Source organism: Inediibacterium massiliense, from assembly GCF_001282725.1.
GTDB classification, from domain to species: domain Bacteria; phylum Bacillota; class Clostridia; order Peptostreptococcales; family Thermotaleaceae; genus Anaerophilus; species Anaerophilus massiliensis.
The window spans coordinates 479767-499028 of sequence record NZ_LN876587.1 but is presented as its reverse complement, the minus strand read 5'-3'; the positions used below and the strand labels follow the sequence as shown (position 1 = coordinate 499028).

Below are 19262 nucleotides of genomic sequence, written 5' to 3'. Positions count from 1 at the left end.
TATGTCAAATTTTCATTTTTTATCTGGACAAATATGTAAAATATTTAATATCACCAAACAAACACTTATTTTTTATGATAAAATCAATCTAATTAAACCTTCCTATGTAAATGAAAAAACAAAATATAGATATTATTCCTTAAACCAATTCCCTAAATTTTACTTAATACTGTCTTTAAAAGCCAGTGGTTTTTCATTAAATGATATTCAAACTATATTAAGTAATCATTCATTAGAAACAACAAAACAAATGCTCACCACTCAAATTGAAACATTAAGTACTGAAATTAAAAAACTAAAAACAATGAAAAAATCTTTAGAACATAATCTTTCTCGTATCAAAGAAGGAGAAACTTTATATGATCCCCATAAAATTTATCAAAAGTATATAAAAGATCAATATCTTTTCACATTAGATATTGATCCTAATGATCATACCAATGATTTTTCTTTAACATTTTCTAAATTGGCACAATATCATTTTAAAGGCTATACACAAATGCCCTGGTCTTATGGATGGGTTGTAACTTTAGATCCCAATAGAAATTTTTTAGTCAAAAAAATTTCTATTAAACTAGACAACCCTTATAAGTCAAAAAGTTGCTTATACAAGCCAGAAGGACTTTATTTATGCGCCTATCACTACGGATCTTATGAAAATCTACATGAAACAAGAAATACTTTATTGTCCTATGCTCGAGAAAAAAAGCTTGCTATTACTGGATTTATCTACGAAACACAAATCATTAACAGTTTTTTCACAAATGATCCTTCAAACTATGTAACAGAGGTATCTATATCTATTTATTAAAAAACAAAGCTGAGGAAAATCCTCAGCTATATTTCTTTTGCTACAATATCTTTTTTTAGTTTTACATCTGGTTCAGATGGAAGCTTAAATAGAGGAATAAAACGATCCCATCCTGTAATCGTAAGAAGTAGCATAGATCCTACTGCGATAAATGCCATGAAATTGTATTGAATGATATCAATTGGTACAAAATTATGAAGTGGATACACTGCTTTTGCAATAGATACATAAAAGAGTACAAAGCAATGCCATGGAATAAGTTGTGATCCATATACACCAAATGCATCTGCAAATGTTGCATTTCTAAGTCTTAAGGTATACATATCCTCTTCACTTGCTTCTACATTTTCATCTGTAATGGTCTTGATAATAGGACTGATGGTAACAATTTCTGCCGTTTCATCTCCAAAAGCTGCATTTCCAATTAAACAAAGTAAAGAATTACAAAACATAAGTTGTTTTACACTTTTTACTCCTTTTACAATAGTTTTTGACAAAGGTTCAAAAGCATGCATACTATTCATAATTCCACCAAAAGATGCTACCCACATCATCATCACAATAGACCAACTTCCAGCTCCTGAAAATCCTGTATAAATAAGGTCTAAAAAACTTACAATACTTGTTACAGTTCCTGCTACAAATCCTAAAATCAAAGAAGAAATAATTCCAGCTCCTAAACAAATCATTGTTTGAATTCCCTTTATTGCCATTCCAATTACTATAATAAGAGGAATGACCATAAATATTGGTACACCTGTCTTTACTTGATCTAATAAAGTTACTGCTGACGGTCTTGCTTCATTGAGTGCATCCCATGCTTCTTTTGGAATAGAATTAATAGCCTCTGTTGCACTACCTACTGTATCAGGAAGTCCCATAGATGATCCTACTAAAAAAATTACTATAGCTGTTATAATCAAACAAATTCCTGACCAAACACCTTGATGTCTAATTCTATGAATCACTTCAACCTTTTGAAGTCCTGAACTTAATACAGTAGTATCAGATATAAGTCCAATATTGTCTCCAAAACAAGCTCCCCCTGCAATAGAACATACAGTTAAAATAAGGTCTCCTCCTACAATATGATTGAGCCATAAAAATACTGGAGCACAAGCTGCAAAAGTTCCCCATGAAGTACCTGTTGCAATAGATAATACACAAGTTACCAAAAATCCAACCAAAGCTACTGTCTTGGCTGTGATCCCTAAATTTAAAGCAATATTGATAATAGCTGCTCCTACTCCTGTTGCCATAAAAGATTCTGCTAATCCATAAGCAAACATCAAAATAAAAAATACAATGACTATTTCTCTTACGTTGTTAAATGCAAACTCTAAAAGTTCATTAAACTTATACTTTTGTGTAAGCATAGCAACCATAATCGCATAACAAGTTGCTATAGGGGCAGCTACCAAAACATCTAATCCACTAATCATAAGTCCTGCTAATAAAAATACAGGTGAAATTTTAAACAATCCTAACATACAATAATTCCTCCTTTTAGGTTTTCACATTTTTCATTTCACTGCATTTTTGTGAAACTAAAAATAATTTTCCTGCAATATCCTCTCCTTTCTTTCCGTTTATGTACTTTTGCTTACGTTCTTTAGCATGATATGAAATTTTATCTGTTTTATGAATTTATCGTTAGATATATTTCAATATTATAAATATAATGAATTATCTGAAAATTTTAGTGAAAAAAAATTATTTTTCCCATTAAATATCTATTTTATATACTACTTGTTCTTTATATCCAATCGTTACTTTTATATATCCTTTTAATCTCTTATCAAGATTTATATCTCCTGTATCTACTAAAAAAGGCCTATGCTGTAACGTTCGTAGTTTTCCATTGGTAGCAATCACAATAATATTTTCTTTTCCTACTTTCTCTATAACAAGAGGACTTAATTGCTGATTTCCTCTTCCAAATAAATAACCTTGCCCACCAATAGGAGTGATAATCATTTTAGCTTTTCTACCCTTAATGATCTTTAATATTTCTTTTTCTGTAAGGTCTTTTCCCACGATCTGTTTATTATATATAATATCAACACCTAATAGTGTATACGGTAAATCTAAAAGCTTCATAATAGGTCTTGTAGTAGATCCTGGTCCTATAATATAATATACATTTTCCTCCATATGATCTACTATATTATATGCAATAGCTTCTTGAGAAGTTTGATCATCCATCATACTTCCTGATTTTTTACCTTGTAAAAATCTTTTCTCAAAAGGAATTTTTAAATATCCATACAGTTTTGTTTTTACCTCTCCTTTTCTAAAAGCATCTTCATCAATATCCATCACTTCTACTTCTAAAACTTTAGGGACACTTTCCTTTAAATATAACAAAGCCAGATCTCCTGCCTTTTGAGGACTACTTGCATAAACTGCTGAATGTATCTTGACTCCTGCTGGAATCCCTATTACTGTTAAACAGTCTCCTACAGCTTCATAAATGTCTCTTGCTGTTCCATCTCCTCCCGCAAACATTAAAAGATCTACTTTTTCTTTTATCATTTTTTGTGCTGCATAGATTGTATCTTCTCTATTTGTATCATTTTTTGTACTTAAGATGACTTTTGTTTGGAATCCTAATTTTTTTGATTCATTTTCTCCCATATCACCAAAACATGTAATGATTTCTATTTCATCTTTTAATTCTTCTAAAACTTCAAGTGCTAAGATACTTCTGTATGGGGCTTGAGGAAGGGCCCCTAAGGCCCTTGCTTTTTCAATTACACCATCTGTTCCTTTAATCCCAACTCTGCCTCCCATTCCAGCGATGGGATTTACAATAAATCCTAGTTTTTTCAATTGATCCCATCCTTTTCATCATTTATTTTACATTTGTTTTTTTCAAATAACTTCTCCAAGTAATAGCCCATTGATCTTTATCGTCTAAACTTGATTCATCTATTTTATGACAAACACTTCTGTGAGGTGCAGTTTTTATAATTTCAGGATTTTCATAAGCTTCTTTAAATATATGTTTTAATGTTTCGATATACTCGTCAAGGTCTTCTTTAGATGGGGTTTCTGTTGGCTCTAAAGTAATAGGTTCTTCCACATAATATGGATGATGACTGGTCCAGTAATGCATACCAAAATCCATCATTCTTCTTTGTATATCTTCCGTTTTAATGCCTGTATCATTTGCTAATTTTTCTATAGTGTATCTTACTTGTTCTATTCTTTGCTTTCCTTTAATATATGGTGCATCTACCACATCTAATTCCATTAATTTTTTAAATAAATAATTATTATTCAAAACTGCGATCTTGGCTACTTCATATAAACCTTCTGCTCCAAGGCTCATAATCCAAGCATAGGTTTTTAGTATAACTGGTGCTACTCCATGGAAAAGTCTTACTTTACCAAGAGCATAAGGATTATTTGTTACTTCATAATTTAGAAAATATTTATTTTGGTCATAATCCACAAGTGGTCCTGGAAGATATTTTTCTAATCCCTCTCTTACTCCCATTGCACCTGTAGCAGGTCCTCCACAACCATGAGGAGTTGAAAATGTTTTATGAAGATTAAAATGGCACATATCAAAGCCTGCTTCTTTTGCTCTTGTGACTCCTAAGAGTCCATTGGCATTAGCTTGGTCATAACAGCAAAGTCCTCCATATTCATGGACAAGATCTGTAAATTGTTTGATTCTTTTATTGTATACTCCTGTATCTTCTGGGTTGGCTACAATAAATCCAGCAGTTTTTTCTGATACTGCTGCTTTAAATGCTTCAAAATCTGGATATCCCTCTTCATCTGGATGAATATATATAATTTTATATCCCATCAAAGCTGGCGCTGCCGCATCAGATGGATGAGAATAAATAGTTGTAATCATCTCATCTTTTTCTTTATTTCCTTTTTCCTTATGATAAGCTCTGACTAAAGATGCCATTGCCATAATAGCTTGGCTTCCTCCTCCTGGTTGAAACGTAAATCGATTCATTCCAGAAATTTCTCTCATAAATAAATCTGTTTTATATATAATTTCTAAAATTCCTTGTACAGTATCTTCATCTTGAAGAGGATGAAGCTCTGTCATCTCTTTTAATTTTGCCAATTCTTCATTCACTTTTGGACTATATTTTACTGTACAAGTTCCCTGTCCTATTTCTATATTCACATCTGCTCCTAAAGTTTCTTGTGAAAGTCTCATGTAATGTCTTAATACTCTAGGTTGTGAGATTTCTGGCAACTTTGGTGCTTCTTTTCTTATCATAGACTTAGGAATTTTAGATACTCCATCTCCAATAGCTTCTACAATTTCTTCTTCTGCCTTAGGTACTAATATTCCTTTTTCCCCTTTTTTGCTAAGTTCAAATATAATAGGTTCATCCCATTTTGCTTGATGAAAATTTCTTACTTTATAATCTCTATGAATTCTCTTCACGATCATCATCCCTTTCTAGTATACTTATGCTCTTATACATTCTTTTATTTGTGTAATCAATTGATCAATATCCATCTTTGTATGCACTTCTGTCACACAATACAAAGCACTTTCTCCTAGCTCTGGGAAATCACAAGATAAATCCTTTCCACCAAAAATTCCTTTTTTCTTTAATAGTTGATTTATTTCTTTTACTGTTTTACCCGTTTCATTAAAATCTACTACAAATTCTTTAAAGCTTAGTGAATTGAAACGTGAACCCTTTATTCCTTTTATTTCATTTAATTTTTTAATTGCATATTGAGATTTTTGTAAAATATTTTGCCCTAATTCATACATTCCAGCAGGTCCCATAGTTGCAAGATAAACCCCTGCTGTAATTCCCCAAAGAGCAGATTGAGTTCCTACATATTCTTTTCCTTTATGTCTATGGTGTCCAAAGGATGTTCGATCATAAGCAACATCACCAAATCCATATTCTCCTTCTACACAAGTAGGAGCAATTCCAAATAATCTAGATGGAAATTCCATCACAAATTTTTCTTCATCTCGAGTAGCCATAAATCCAGATTGGCCTCCCCCATAATTCATATGCATACCAAGAGGCTGTAAATCTCCACAAACAATATCTGCACCATATTGACTAGGAGGTGCTAATACTCCTAAAGAACTAGGATCTACATATACTACACTTAATGCTCCTACATTATGAGCAAGATCTGAAATCATTTGTCCTCCCTCTTCAATAAAACCTAGAAAACTAGGGTTTTCAAAATATACTGCACAAGTTCTTGAAGATAATTTATTTTTTAAATCGTCAAGATCTAACATACCTGTTTCTTGTTTGTAATCTACTATAACAAAAGTAATATCAGGAGCACAATAATTTTTAATAATCAAAAGCTTTTCATAATCCATAAGCTTTGGTACTAAGACCTCATATCTACCATTAATTCTAGATGCCATTCGAATAGCAGTAGCAGAAGCTTGTGCTCCATCCATGGTAGGTACGTTTACAACATCCATATCTACTAGTTCTGCAACTAAGCTTTGATATTCAAATAAAGCTTGAAATCTTCCATGATCATTATAGGGTTCTCCTCCATAGGCGGTTAAAAATTCTCCTCTTGAATTTATTTCATCACAAATTGCAGGTACATAATGTTGGTAACATCCGGCTCCTAAGAAATTCAAATTTTCTTTACATGTTTTATTTTTATTTAAAATTCCTTCCACATGTCTTTTTAATTCATATTCTGACTTTAATGGTTTTGGAAGATTCATATTTTCCTTTAATTTAATTTCATCTGGAACTTCTGCGTGAAGCTCTTCTAAATTATTTAATCCTATTTCTTTTAGCATTTCTTCTTGTACCTGTGGTACTGAATTTGGAATATATGGATGTGATTTAAATCCTTTAATAGTCATTTTATCCCCTCCTGAATTTATTCTTTTAATTATGCAATGCCTCCACCGTCTACTACAAGTGCTGTACCACTAACCCAGCTAGAAAGATCACTAGCTAAAAATAATACTGCATTTGCAATATCTTCTGGCGTTCCAATTCTTCCTAGGGGTCTATCTTTCCCACAAGCTTTTAAGTATTCATCTTGAGATGCTTCATCTTTTACAACTCCAGTTTGGCGTCCTTCATCTCTTAACATGGCCGTATCTGTATCTCCTGGATTTACGCTATTGACTCTTATATTTTTAGGTCCATGGTCAATAGCCATTGCACGAGTTAAATTTACAATTCCTCCTTTAACTGCACAATAAGCTGCTGCATCATCTCCTCCTTTTAGTCCCCATCCTGATCCTGTATTGATGATACTGCCTCCACCACATTCCTCCATTACTGGAATCACATATTTAGATAATAAAAATGTTCCTTTTAATCCTACATCTAATACAAAGTCCCATTCTTTTTCTTCTAATCCTACTACTGTCTTTCTTACTGTAACCCCTGCATTATTAAATAAGATATTGATTTTCCCGAATTTTTCTTTTATTTTCCTCACTGTTTCTTTTACTTCTTCTTGATTGGTTACATTACATTTAAAAAACTCAGCTACTCTTCCCTCTTGTCTAATTTTTTGTGCTTCTTCTTCTCCCTTTGGATTTAAATCAATCATTAAAACCTTTGCTCCATAAGCAGATAAAAGCTGTGAGGTAGCCAAACCTATTCCCCCCGCCGCTCCTGATACAATAGCTACTCTTCCCTCTAAAGATAAAATATCTTTTTTATATAACACAAAATCTCCTCCTCATATATAAAAGTTTCCTTCCTATTTCTAAAAAATGAATGGATACGTTCTATGTATATTTTTATACACCCCCTTGTATTCTTACTTTTGCAAGATCCCTGCCAAAAACTTCATTTTATAAAAAGAAAGATAAAATTTTTTACTTTTACTCATTCTCCATAGTCATAGTCTTGTTTTTGATGAAATATTTCATAGATCTTTATTCAATTGATCTAACATTTACTTCAAACTAAATATTTATTTGCCAACTTTGTCATGATATTTGCCAATATTTTCAATATATTTTATAATAAAAATAATTCATCTTATTTTTCAGAAAAAGAGGTGTTTTTATGGTTTCTTTACTATCTCTCCAACCAACTTTAGAGAAAATTGTAAACAGTCTGTCCAATATCATTCATGTAGAAGTTGCAATTTTTGACAGACACTATCATTTGATTACAAGTACTAAAAATTATTTAGATAAAAAAGGAAATACCGTTCATACTCCTTCTTTAGAAGAAGTTTTATATGAAGGAAATGTATTGGTCAATAAGCCTGGATATATGAAATCATGTATAGGCTGTCGCTTTAAAGATCATTGTCCTGCAACAATAGAAATATTAAGCTGTATCCATCTTAAAAATGATCCTATAGGAGTCATTGCTCTTACCTCCTTTACAAAAGAAGGTCATGACATTCTTTTAAAAAATATAGAAACTTATCTAAACTTATTAAAAGAAATTTCAGATCTCATAGGAATGATTGCTTTTCATAGATCCTATAAAAATAAAATCATTCATCTAAATACATCTCTTCAAACAATCATAGACCTTTCAAAAAAAAGTACGATCATTATTGATAAAAAAGGATTGATCACTCATTCTAATGATTCTGCACTAAAATTATTCTCATTTTGTAATTTATACACCCATTCTCTTGATACCATTTTTCCTCTCAGTTTAGTAGAAGATATTTTAGAAGGAATACCTTTCTCTAAAAAGTATGTTAAAAATAAAAGTTTAGAAGGTTTTATATCTTCTTATCCTATTCAAAATAATAATTCTTTAGAAGGCGCCATCATTGCAATAGATCAGAAAACACCTTTGAATAAGGATATAAAAATTGAGCTTTCAAATTCTTTAGATCGAATCAAAGGAAATAGTAAATCTATTTTACATGTAAAAAACATTATTAAGAAAATATCAAAGAGTACTTCCTCAGTCTTAATTACAGGTGAAACAGGAACAGGAAAAGAGCTTCTTGCTAAAGCTATTCATGAAAATAGTAATAGAGCTAAACTCCCTATTATTTCCATAAATTGTGCAAGTATTCCGGACTCTCTATTTGAAAGTGAATTATTTGGCTATGAAGAAGGGGCTTTTACTGGTGCAAAAAAAGGAGGTAAAATAGGAAGAATAGAACTTGCACAAGGTGGAACTTTATTTTTAGACGAAATTGGAGAACTACCTCTTTTCATGCAATCTAAACTTTTAAGAGTTCTTCAAGAACACTCCATAGAAAAAGTTGGGGGTACAAAAAGTATTCCTATCAATGTAAGAATTATTGCTGCTACCAATAGAAATCTAGAAGAAATGATTGAAAAAAAAGAATTTAGAGCAGATCTTTATTATAGATTAAATGTAATTCCTTTAAAAATTTCTCCACTACGTCATAGAAAAGAAGATATAGAAATATTAGCTCTAGACTTCCTAAAAAAATATAGCCATCAATTAGGAAAGCACTTGGTCTCTTTTTCTGATGATGCACTAAACCTATTCATAAACTATGATTGGCCTGGAAATGTTAGAGAACTTGAAAATGCTATTGAATATGCTGTAAATATGGAAGATGACTCTATCATTCATACTCATAGTCTCCCTCATTCTATTATAGATGCACAATATATACCTAAAAATCAAACTTCCATAAAAGGAAAAATAAAGGAATTAGAGATAGAAGTCATAAAAGCTACCTTAGATCAATATGGATGGGATGTAGCAGGAAAAACAAAAACAGCCAAAGAATTAGGTATAGGACTTAGAACTTTGTATAGAAAACTAAAAGACTTTGAATCTATTTAAAGAACACAAATGGTGTTCTTTTTTTATAAAATCTATTGTCTATCTTGTTTAAATATGGTACTATTAATCCTATAGTTTTCAAAATAAATACATTTGTTTTTATTATGCATACATTTAGAACAGGAGGCCCTAATTATGAAAACAATAAAAATAGGATTATTAGGATTAGGAAATATAGGAAAAGGTGTATGGAATATTACTCAAAAAAATATGTCACAAATTCAATCTTATACAGGTGCTCAGTTAGAAATAAAAAACATACTTGTACGAAATCCAGCTAAACATAATGAAGTCCCTAAAGAAATTTTAACTACAAATGCTGATGAAATATTACTAGATCCTGAAATAGATATAATTATTGAGCTTATAGGAGGAATCGAATCTGCTTTTTCATATATAAAAAAAGCTATTGAAAATAATAAGCATGTAGTTACAGCAAATAAAGCTGTTATTGCAACTTATGGAGAAATTCTGCACACTCTTTCTAAGGAGCATAAAGTAGCTTTAAGATATGAAGCAAGTGTAGGTGGTGGAATCCCTATTATCAACACTTTAACTAAAAGTCTTGCAGCCAATGAAATTGAAGAAATGGTAGGAATTATTAATGGAACAACAAATTATATTCTTACACAAATGACAGAAAATGGAATGGATTTTGATGAAGCTTTAAAACTTGCACAAGAAAAAGGATATGCAGAAGCTGATCCTACATCTGATATAGAAGGAGAAGATGCTGCTTTTAAACTATCTATTTTAATGTCCATAGCTTTTGGAATATATATTTCTCCTAATCAAATTCAAAGAGAAGGAATTAGAAAAATATCTAAAAAAGATATAGATTATGCAAAACAATTAGATTATAAAATCAAATTATTTGCTACAGCTAAAAAAGACGATGACCACTTAGAGTTTTATGTATATCCTACATTGATTCCTAATGACCATCCATTAGCTTCTGTAAATAATGAATTTAATGCTTTATTTGTAAAAGGAAATGCAGTAGGAGAATTAATGCTTTATGGAAAAGGAGCAGGCTCTATGCCTACAGGAAGTGCAGTTATGGGAGATGTATTAGAAATTGCCAAGGGTATTGTAAATAAAGATCATCTTTTAATTTCTCCTATTCCTTGCGAAAATCTTCCAAAAATAGAAGAAGGATTGAGTCAATATTATATAAGAACTCTAGTAGATGATGAGCCTGGAATACTTGGAAAAATTTCTTCTACTTTCGGAAAATATGGTATTAGTTTATCTTCTGTTGTTCAAAGAGGAAAGGGAGGTTTCTCTGTTCCTTTGGTATTGATTACTCATGAAGTAAAAAAATCAATATTAAATGAAGCTTTAGAAGAAATACTTAAAAACCAAATGGTAACTGAAATCTCTAGCATATTAAAAGTAGAAAATTTAGACTAAAAAGTCAGCTTATGCTGACTTTTCTTTATAAAATATCGCTTTTATGCTATTATAAAATTTAAGGAAGTGATTAATATGTCATTAAAATCTATATTAAAACCCTTAAATAATATAATATCCTGTGCAGTTGCAATTGCAGTAATAAGTGTTGCTATTTTTCATTTTTTTGTTCATAAAATTCACCTTGATAAATCAGGTTTTATTATTTTATGGTCTTGTATGGCTTTATTAAGTTTATCAAACGTGATAGATGCAAAATTCTTTCAAGATGATTCTTCAGTTAAAGTACAAAAAAAAGATATTTTTGTACTCTGCATATATAGTATATTTATTATGATTGAAATTATATTATAGAAAAACCTAGGAAAAACTAGGGACGGTTAAAGATTTTCTGGAAAAAAACTAGGGACGGTTAAAGATTTTCTGGTAAAATAAAAATGAAATATTAATTGAAAAGAAAATTTCTTAAATAAGGAAGTGGTCTAATATGCAATCTTTTTATGAACATATTATTGATGATGTACTAGGCAAGAAAATTCCCAAATCTAATGCTAGTAGCGTATTTCATTTCACTTCTGTACCAGCTTTATATTCAATGATCAAAACCCATTCTTTAAGATTAACAAATTCGATGTATTTAAATGATAGAAATGAATTTGCAGATTTTTTGCATTCCATGTGTGATACTGTAAGAAATTTGATTGATACAGAAAAAGATGAGCAGACTAAAAATAATTATAAGATTTTACTTGAGGAGTATAAAAAAGCCTTAGAAAAAAATGAACAAAAACGTACAGATTATTATTATCATGCTTCGTACTTTATATTTTCTGCGTCAGAGTATGATAATTCAATACCAATGTGGAATTATTATTCTCAAAATTCAGGAATATGTATAGAATTTGATTTGAACCTATTACGTAATTTTTTTGAATACTGTATCAAAGATTGTGGCGAATCAATATTTATAGATTACAAATGCATTTATGAAAAACAAGAAAAACATAACATCTTAAAAACATACATTATAGAAAGAATCAATGAAATCCAGCCTCAATTTTGGAAATCTGCATTAAAATATTCATATGCATTCAAAGATAAGATTTTTAAATATGAACGAGAAACAAGATTTGTAATTCGATTAGATAAGAAATATTTTGAAGAACAATGTGATTTTGATAAAGAAGAAAAACAAATTACCAAAAGATTATCACTAGGTTTTTATAATGCTAATGATACCATAAGACCAGTAATCAAGCTTCGAGGAAATAAACAGCTTCCCATCAAAAGAATTATTATTTCTCCCTTTAATGAAACAGAAACTTTGTATAGTGGTTTGAAGAGATTTTTAGATTTTCATGGATATTCTAATGTGATAGTAGATACGGTAGAAACAAGTATGAGAAAAGATTTTTAGACATTATAAACAACCCCTTAACTTTATATCGTATTTTTTAAAACTTAAGCACTTCTTAAAAATTCATCTAATAATTCCTGTTCTTCAAATGTCATCTTCATCCCTATCGTAGATAAAGTAGAAACTTGAGTCTGAGTAATATTCCCTATTAATTGACATATACTTTTTTGATTCATATTACAATAACAGCTCATTAAAAAACAACTAATGGCTCTTAATTTTACATATTGCCTTTTATACTTTATATGAACTCTACTTTTATCCATTTTTAAATATTCCGCTACGATCTGTATAACTTCTTCTCCTGTATAATGTCTTGGAATAATTCTTCTTTCACTTTTGTATACATTTTCAACTTTTTCAAATTCTACATCCATAACATCTCTTTCACTCTCGCATTTTTTAACAAATTCAATATAAGCCTTTTTATTGTTCTTATTTCTTAAATTAAGTAAATCACTTAAAAAAGAAGTATCTAATATTTCAAAGGTATTGCTCCCTGTTATATAATCATTTAAACTAGAAAATTGATATTTCTCTACTTGTTCTTTATAATCAGGTAAATCTTTAGGATTATTGTGAATATAAGCAGATAAAGTAATTAAATATTTTTCATCTTTAATTATTTTACTTTTAAATCTATCTTGAAACAAATGCCCATGTCTTTTATATTTTCTATTGAAATATTGAGCATAGCAAAAATTAATACTATGCATAATTCTCGATATATCTGCTCCATTGCAATCTATGATCATATGTCCATGATTATCCATTAAACAATAGCTATATACCTTAAATTGAAACTTTTTTTGATATTTTTGAATCAATTTAAGATATTTGATTTTATCTAAATCATCTGAAAATAATTTTACTTCACTTATGCTTCTAAACATAATATGATAAATTCCTTCTTCACTTTTTACTCGAGCCACTCTAGGCATGAAAAACTACTCCTTTCTTTGATATGCTCCCTTTCTATAAGGGGAGCATATCACTTTTAAGAGTAGTTTTTGCATTTTTTTATTTATTATTCTTAATGTTTAACTGTCCCGTAGTCCATTTTAACCTTTCAACAATATTTTTTTCATATCCGTTTTCTTTAGGAAAATAATATTTTGTGTTCTTTAATGGATCAGGCATATATTGCTGTTTTACATATGCTCCTTCATAGTCATGGGGATAAAGATAACACCCTTTTATTTTATCATTATATTTATTTTGTATATTTTGAGAAGTCATATCTCTTAAATGAGGAGGAACTTGTCCAATATCCTTTCTCTCTATATCTTTTAATGCTTGATTGATTCCTTCATATGCCTTGTTGCTTTTAGGAGCAGTAGCTATATATAATGAAGCCTGTGATAATATAATTCTAGCTTCAGGCATTCCTACAAATTTTACAGCTTGTGCTGCATTATTGGCAATAACTATTGCATTTGGATCTGCAAGTCCTACATCCTCTGCTGCTGCTATTACTATTCTTCTTGCAATAAATACTGGGTCTTCACCTGCATATAACATTCGAGCCAAATAATGTAGTGTTGCATCTGGATCAGAGCCTCTCATACTTTTAATAAAAGCTGAAATCACATCATAATGTTCGTTTCCATTTTTATCATAAGTCACATGCTTCTTTTGAACACAGTCTTGTAAAACATCTAAAGTGATATGAATTTTTCCATCTTCTCCTTTTGGCGTAGTAAGTACTCCTAACTCTAAAGTATTTAACGCTCTTCTTCCATCTCCATTTGAAATATCTACTAAAAATTCAAATGCATTTTCTTCCATATAAATAGGAAGCATACCTAATCCTTTTTTTGAATCTGTTATTGCTTTTTGAATCATTTTTTTTATAGATATTTTATCTAAAGGCTTTAATAAAAAAAGCATAGATCTAGATAAAAGTGCAGCATTTACCTCAAAATATGGATTTTCTGTAGTTGCCCCAATCAAGGTTAAAGTTCCATTTTCTACATATGGAAGCAATGCATCCTGTTGTGATTTATTAAATCTATGAATTTCATCTATAAAAAGAATTGTTTTTTTATTGTACATTCCTAGTATATTTTCTGCTTCTTTAACAACTTCTTTTAATTCTTTTATACCTGATGTAACTGCATTTAAATTTACAAAATTTGCTTTTGTAGAATTTGCTATCACTTTTGCCAAACTTGTTTTTCCTGTTCCAGGTGATCCATATAATATTAAAGAGGTAATTTTATCTGCTTGTATGGCTCTTCTTAACAATTTTCCTTTTCCTAATATATGTTCTTGCCCAAAAAACTCATCTAAAGATTCTGGCTTCATTCTCTCTGCCAAAGGAGCATCTTTTTTTATATTTTTTTCTTTTAACATTTCAAATAAGTCCAATCTTCTCACCTCGTATAAAAAAATCTATTTTAAGTGTAACACATATCTTTGTTATTGCGTATTTTAATATAGAAGAAAATATTTTATCTTCTTGAAAAGGGGTGCTAAATGATGGCTGATCAACAATATGGTATTGGCGGATTATTTGGGGGATGTGATAGTAGTTTACTTTTCTTTTTCTTATTGCTTGTAATTTTATTCTGTTATCCATATTTCTATGACAGATGTTAATATGTTACTTTCATTTTTCTGTCTTTTAATATAATAAAAATCTCCTTAAATGGAGATTTTTATTATATCTTTTTTCTTGACTGTATCATCATGTTTTGCTAATATAGTAATGTTACATATTTTACATTATTCTTTATATTTAGACTAAATCGTAACAAATTACAAAATATTATATCAATTAGGAGGTCCTATGAAAAATTTTTCTAAAAGAATCATGACTATGGAAGCATCTCCTATTCGAAAGTTAACTCCTTATGCTGAAGCAGCCAAATCGAATGGGAAAAAAATCTATCATTTAAATATTGGACAACCAGATATTGTTACCCCTGAAGGATTTATGAAAGCCATTAAAAATTTTGATGAAAAAATACTAGCTTATTCTTTTTCTCAAGGAATGCCAAAATTAATTTCTGCCATGATAGAGTATTATAAAAAATATAATTTATTTTTTGAAGAAGATGAAATGTTAATTACAAACGGAGGAAGTGAAGCTTTATCCTTTGCTCTTCAAGCTGTAGCTGACCCTTTAGATGAAGTAATTGTACCTGAACCTTTTTATTCTAATTATGCAGGCTTTTCTACTATTGCAGGAATCAAAACCATTCCTCTTATTACAAAAGCCGAAGATGGTTTTCATCTTCCACCTAAAGGAGAAATTGAAAAATTAATTACTTCTCGTACAAAAGCTATTCTTCTTTCTAACCCAGGAAATCCTACTGGAGTAGTTTATACAAAAGAAGAAGTTAGACTTTTAGCAGATGTAGCAAAAGAACATGGTCTTTTTATTATTTCGGATGAAGTATATAGGGAATTTGTTTATGACGGCTTAGAATTTACAAGCTTTTGTGATATGAAAGATATTGAGAAGCAAGTCATTTTAGTAGATAGTGTATCTAAAAGATTTAGTGCTTGTGGTGCAAGAATTGGTGCTGTTTTAAGTAAAAATAAAGAATTAATTGCACAAATTTTAAAGCTATGTCAAGGAAGACTTTGTTGTCCTACCCTTGAACAAATAGGAGCTACAGAGCTTTATCATGTAGAAGAAAATTACTTTGATAAGGTTTTATGTGAATACCAAAAAAGAAGAGATGCAGTTTATGAAGGTCTTATGAAGATTCCAGGAGTTTTTTGTCAAAAACCAAAAGGAGCTTTTTATGTAATAGCCAAACTACCTGTACAAGATGCTGAAGAGTTTGTAATATGGCTTTTAAAGGACTTTGACTTGAATAATGAAACAGTTATGTTCGCTCCTGCTCAAGGTTTTTATACCACTAAAGGTATGGGAAAAGACGAAGTAAGAATTGCACATATTCTAAAAGAAGAAGATTTAAGAAGAGCTATGGAAATTTTAAAAGTAGCCCTTGAAAAATATCCAAACAAAAAGACTATTTCCTTGGATTAAAACTCCAAAGGCAATAGTCTTTTTTATATCAGACTTTCTATTTACCACAACATTTTTTGTATTTTTTTCCGCTTCCACAAGGACAAGGATCATTTCTTCCAACCTTATCTCCTTTTACTACAGTTTTAGCAGTTCTGTGCTCTTTTGTAATTTCTTTTCTTTTTTCTTCATCTAAAATAACATCCCACTGTGATAATGTATAAAGATAATCAGCTTTTGCTTCTAACATATTATAATAAAGTTTTTCAAAATCAATTTCAAGATGGATTGAAGTATCTTCATTAATTTCTTCTATTTCTAATGGTTTTTTTAAACTTTCATTGATTCCATCTAAAAATCCCATAAAATACGGTCCTGTAGTTTCATATTTTTCTATAAGATCTTTTACAACACCTTCTACATTTTCTTTATAATTTTCTAAAACATCTGCATAAATTCTTTTTTCTGTAATAGCATATTGATTCCAAAATTTATTAAAACTTTCTTTACTTTCGTGTTCATAGGCAACTGCCTTCCATTCTTCATATAAGCTCATATTGAATTCTCCTTCTTCCTTAAATTTTCATCATTCATTATATCATCTATTTTAGATCTATAAAATAACTTTTTTTAGTGCATGATAATTTGCTTCAATGGTTTTTTGTATTTCTTCTTTCGTATGAACTGCACTCATGAAGGTTGCTTCAAATTGAGAAGGTGCTAAATAAATTCCTTGTTTTAACATTTCCTCAAAATAAATAGCAAATTGATTTGTATCACTTGTCATAGCAGATGAAAAATCTACCACTTCTTTTTCAGTAAAGAACATACAAAGCATAGACCCTACTCTATTAAACGTAGCTTTTACTCCTAATTTTTTTACATTTTCTTTAAAACCAATCTCTAACATTTTAGACTTTTCTTCTAATTCTTTATAAATATTAGGATTGTCTTTTAATATTTTTAAAGTCTTATATCCTGCTGTCATAGCTAATGGATTTCCAGACAAAGTGCCGGCTTGATAAATATCTCCCCTTGGAGAAATATGCTCCATGATTTCTCTTTTTCCTCCATAAGCTCCTACAGGAAGTCCTCCTCCTATGATTTTTCCAAATGTTGTAATATCTGGATCTACATCATATAAGCTTTGAGCACAATGAAAAGATACTCTAAAACCTGTCATTACCTCATCTATAATGAGAAGTGAACCATATTCTATTGTAATTTTTCTAAGATGATCCATAAATTCCTTTGTAGCAGGAACTACTCCCATATTTCCTGAGATGGGCTCAATAATCACACCTGCTATATCTTTTCCATACTTTTCAAATATATCCGTAAGTCCTTCTATGTCATTATATTTTGCAGTAATTGTATTTTTTGCAATAGATTCTGGAACTCCAGGGCTATTAGGAACTCCAAAGGTTAAAGCACCAGATCCTGCTTTTATGAGTAAACTATCTGAATGTCCATGATAATTTCCTTCAAATTTAACAATAATATCTCTTTTTGTATATCCTCTTGCTAATCTTAAAGCACTCATAGTTGCTTCAGTTCCAGAATTTACCATTCTTATCATTTCAACAGATGGTACTGCTTCACAAACAAGCTTTGAAAGTTTTGTTTCAAGCTCTGTAGGTGCTCCATAGCTTGTTCCTAAATCCATAACATCTTTTAATGCACTCATAACTTCAGGATGAGCATGTCCTAAGATAAGGGGCCCCCATGACCCTACATAATCAATATATTCATTTCCATCTACATCATATATTTTACTTCCTTTACCTCTTTGGATAAAAGGAGGATCTACATTTACAGAAGGAAATGCTCTTACAGGTGAATTTACCCCTCCTGGAATAAACTTTTTTGCTTCTTCAAATAAAGCTTTTGATTTTGTAAAATCCATATGATCACTCCTCTCTTAACCATCTAGCTGCATCTTTTGCATGATAAGTAATAATAATCCCTGCTCCTGCTCTTTTCATAGATAATAATTTCTCTAATACAATTCCTTTTTCATCAATCCATCCTCGTTCAGAAGCGGCTTTTACCATTGCATATTCACCACTTACATTGTAAGCCGCGATTGGAACATAAAATTTTTCTTTTACTCTTCTTACTACATCTAGATAAGAAAGTGCAGGTTTTACCATAACAATATCTGCCCCTTCTTCTATATCTAATTCTACTTCTCTTATGGCTTCATCCGTATTAGCAGGATCCATTTGATAAGTTTTTCGATCTCCAAAGCTAGGAGTAGAATGAGCCGCAGCTCTAAAAGGTCCATAAAAAGCTGAAGCATATTTTGCACTATAAGCCATAATGGATACTTCCTCGAATCCATTATGATCTAATTCTTCTCGAATAGCTCTTATTCTTCCATCCATCATATCAGATGGTGCTACCATATCTGCTCCTGCTTTTGCATGAGATAGAGCAATCTTTGCAATATATTCTAAAGTCATGTCGTTTTGTACATAATCATTTTGTATGATTCCACAATGGCCATGGTCTGTATATTGACACATACAAACATCTGTAATAACAAGAATATCTTTATTTATTTTTTTTATCTCTCTTATAGCTCTTTGCACAATTCCGTCATCACTATAAGCTTCACTTCCATAAGGATCTTTTTTAGTTGGTAATCCAAATAAAATAACCCCTTTTATTCCAAGACTTACAATCTCTTTGATCTCATCTTTTAACATATCTATTGAAAAGTGATAATTATTTTCTAAGCTTTCAATTTCTTCTTTAATTCCTTCTCCTTCCACTACAAATAAAGGATAAATCAAATCATCTACATGAAGTACTGTTTCTCTTACTAAACTTCTTATAGCTTTGTTTGTTCTTAACCTTCTAGGTCTAGAAATTAAATCCATTTTT

Annotated in this window: 16 protein-coding genes; 6 read left to right on the top strand and 10 right to left on the bottom strand. The window is 30.3% G+C overall.

What is annotated here, in order from left to right; translation table 11 throughout:
- Window position 1: 1 nt before the first annotated feature.
- Entirely contained in the window at window positions 2-811 is an 810-nt protein-coding gene (locus BN2409_RS10880) for a MerR family transcriptional regulator (protein ID WP_053956660.1), read from the top strand.
- A gap of 26 nt (window positions 812-837) precedes the next feature.
- Here BN2409_RS10880 and BN2409_RS10875 read toward each other — a convergent pair whose 3' ends face one another.
- The 5 genes from BN2409_RS10875 to BN2409_RS10855 form a co-directional block, all read right to left on the bottom strand.
- Complete coding sequence (locus BN2409_RS10875) at window positions 838-2301, bottom strand: Na+/H+ antiporter NhaC family protein (RefSeq protein WP_053956659.1); 1464 nt, start codon at window positions 2299-2301, stop codon at window positions 838-840.
- Between the two features lie 235 nt (window positions 2302-2536).
- Complete coding sequence (locus tag BN2409_RS10870) at window positions 2537-3643, bottom strand: ATP-NAD kinase family protein (RefSeq protein WP_053956658.1); 1107 nt, start codon at window positions 3641-3643, stop codon at window positions 2537-2539.
- A 22-nt stretch (window positions 3644-3665) separates the two neighbouring features.
- Window positions 3666-5234, bottom strand: coding sequence for an aminomethyl-transferring glycine dehydrogenase subunit GcvPB (gene gcvPB, locus BN2409_RS10865; protein ID WP_199873004.1), 1569 nt, complete (start codon window positions 5232-5234; stop codon window positions 3666-3668).
- 24 nt (window positions 5235-5258) lie between these two features.
- A complete protein-coding gene (gene gcvPA, locus BN2409_RS10860) occupies window positions 5259-6662 on the bottom strand; it encodes an aminomethyl-transferring glycine dehydrogenase subunit GcvPA (protein WP_199873003.1) in 1404 nt (467 codons plus the stop codon).
- A 29-nt stretch (window positions 6663-6691) separates the two neighbouring features.
- Window positions 6692-7486 (bottom strand): SDR family NAD(P)-dependent oxidoreductase, encoded by a 795-nt coding sequence (locus BN2409_RS10855; RefSeq protein WP_053956656.1) that lies wholly within the window; start codon window positions 7484-7486, stop codon window positions 6692-6694.
- A gap of 344 nt (window positions 7487-7830) precedes the next feature.
- Between BN2409_RS10855 and BN2409_RS10850 the strand changes: the two genes are divergently transcribed.
- From BN2409_RS10850 to BN2409_RS10835, 4 genes are all read left to right on the top strand, one after another.
- Window positions 7831-9561 (top strand): sigma-54 interaction domain-containing protein, encoded by a 1731-nt coding sequence (locus tag BN2409_RS10850; protein WP_053956655.1) that lies wholly within the window; start codon window positions 7831-7833, stop codon window positions 9559-9561.
- Between the two features lie 135 nt (window positions 9562-9696).
- Window positions 9697-10974, top strand: coding sequence for a homoserine dehydrogenase (locus BN2409_RS10845; protein ID WP_053956654.1), 1278 nt, complete (start codon window positions 9697-9699; stop codon window positions 10972-10974).
- Between the two features lie 75 nt (window positions 10975-11049).
- Entirely contained in the window at window positions 11050-11328 is a 279-nt protein-coding gene (locus tag BN2409_RS10840) for a hypothetical protein (protein ID WP_053956653.1), read from the top strand.
- A gap of 133 nt (window positions 11329-11461) precedes the next feature.
- Window positions 11462-12391, top strand: a complete 930-nt coding sequence (locus BN2409_RS10835) for a DUF2971 domain-containing protein (RefSeq protein ID WP_053956652.1) — start codon at window positions 11462-11464, stop codon at window positions 12389-12391.
- A 44-nt stretch (window positions 12392-12435) separates the two neighbouring features.
- On the opposite strand, the gene BN2409_RS10830 is transcribed toward BN2409_RS10835, so the two are convergent.
- Complete coding sequence (locus tag BN2409_RS10830; RefSeq protein ID WP_053956651.1) at window positions 12436-13332, bottom strand: transposase; 897 nt, start codon at window positions 13330-13332, stop codon at window positions 12436-12438.
- A gap of 79 nt (window positions 13333-13411) precedes the next feature.
- A complete protein-coding gene (locus tag BN2409_RS10825; protein WP_053956650.1) occupies window positions 13412-14761 on the bottom strand; it encodes a replication-associated recombination protein A in 1350 nt (449 codons plus the stop codon).
- A gap of 421 nt (window positions 14762-15182) precedes the next feature.
- Here BN2409_RS10825 and BN2409_RS10820 point away from each other — a divergent pair, with 421 nt between their 5' ends.
- Window positions 15183-16394, top strand: a complete 1212-nt coding sequence (locus BN2409_RS10820) for a pyridoxal phosphate-dependent aminotransferase (RefSeq protein WP_053956649.1) — start codon at window positions 15183-15185, stop codon at window positions 16392-16394.
- Between the two features lie 37 nt (window positions 16395-16431).
- Here the strand turns inward: BN2409_RS10820 and BN2409_RS10815 are convergent, their stop codons facing one another.
- From BN2409_RS10815 to hemB, 3 genes are read right to left on the bottom strand one after another with little or no spacing between them, the layout of a single operon-like run.
- A complete protein-coding gene (locus tag BN2409_RS10815) occupies window positions 16432-16929 on the bottom strand; it encodes an SEC-C metal-binding domain-containing protein (protein WP_053956648.1) in 498 nt (165 codons plus the stop codon).
- A gap of 57 nt (window positions 16930-16986) precedes the next feature.
- Window positions 16987-18279, bottom strand: a complete 1293-nt coding sequence (hemL, locus tag BN2409_RS10810; RefSeq protein ID WP_053956647.1) for a glutamate-1-semialdehyde 2,1-aminomutase — start codon at window positions 18277-18279, stop codon at window positions 16987-16989.
- A gap of 4 nt (window positions 18280-18283) precedes the next feature.
- Window positions 18284-19258, bottom strand: a complete 975-nt coding sequence (hemB, locus tag BN2409_RS10805) for a porphobilinogen synthase (RefSeq protein WP_053956646.1) — start codon at window positions 19256-19258, stop codon at window positions 18284-18286.
- Window positions 19259-19262: the final 4 nt, after the last annotated feature.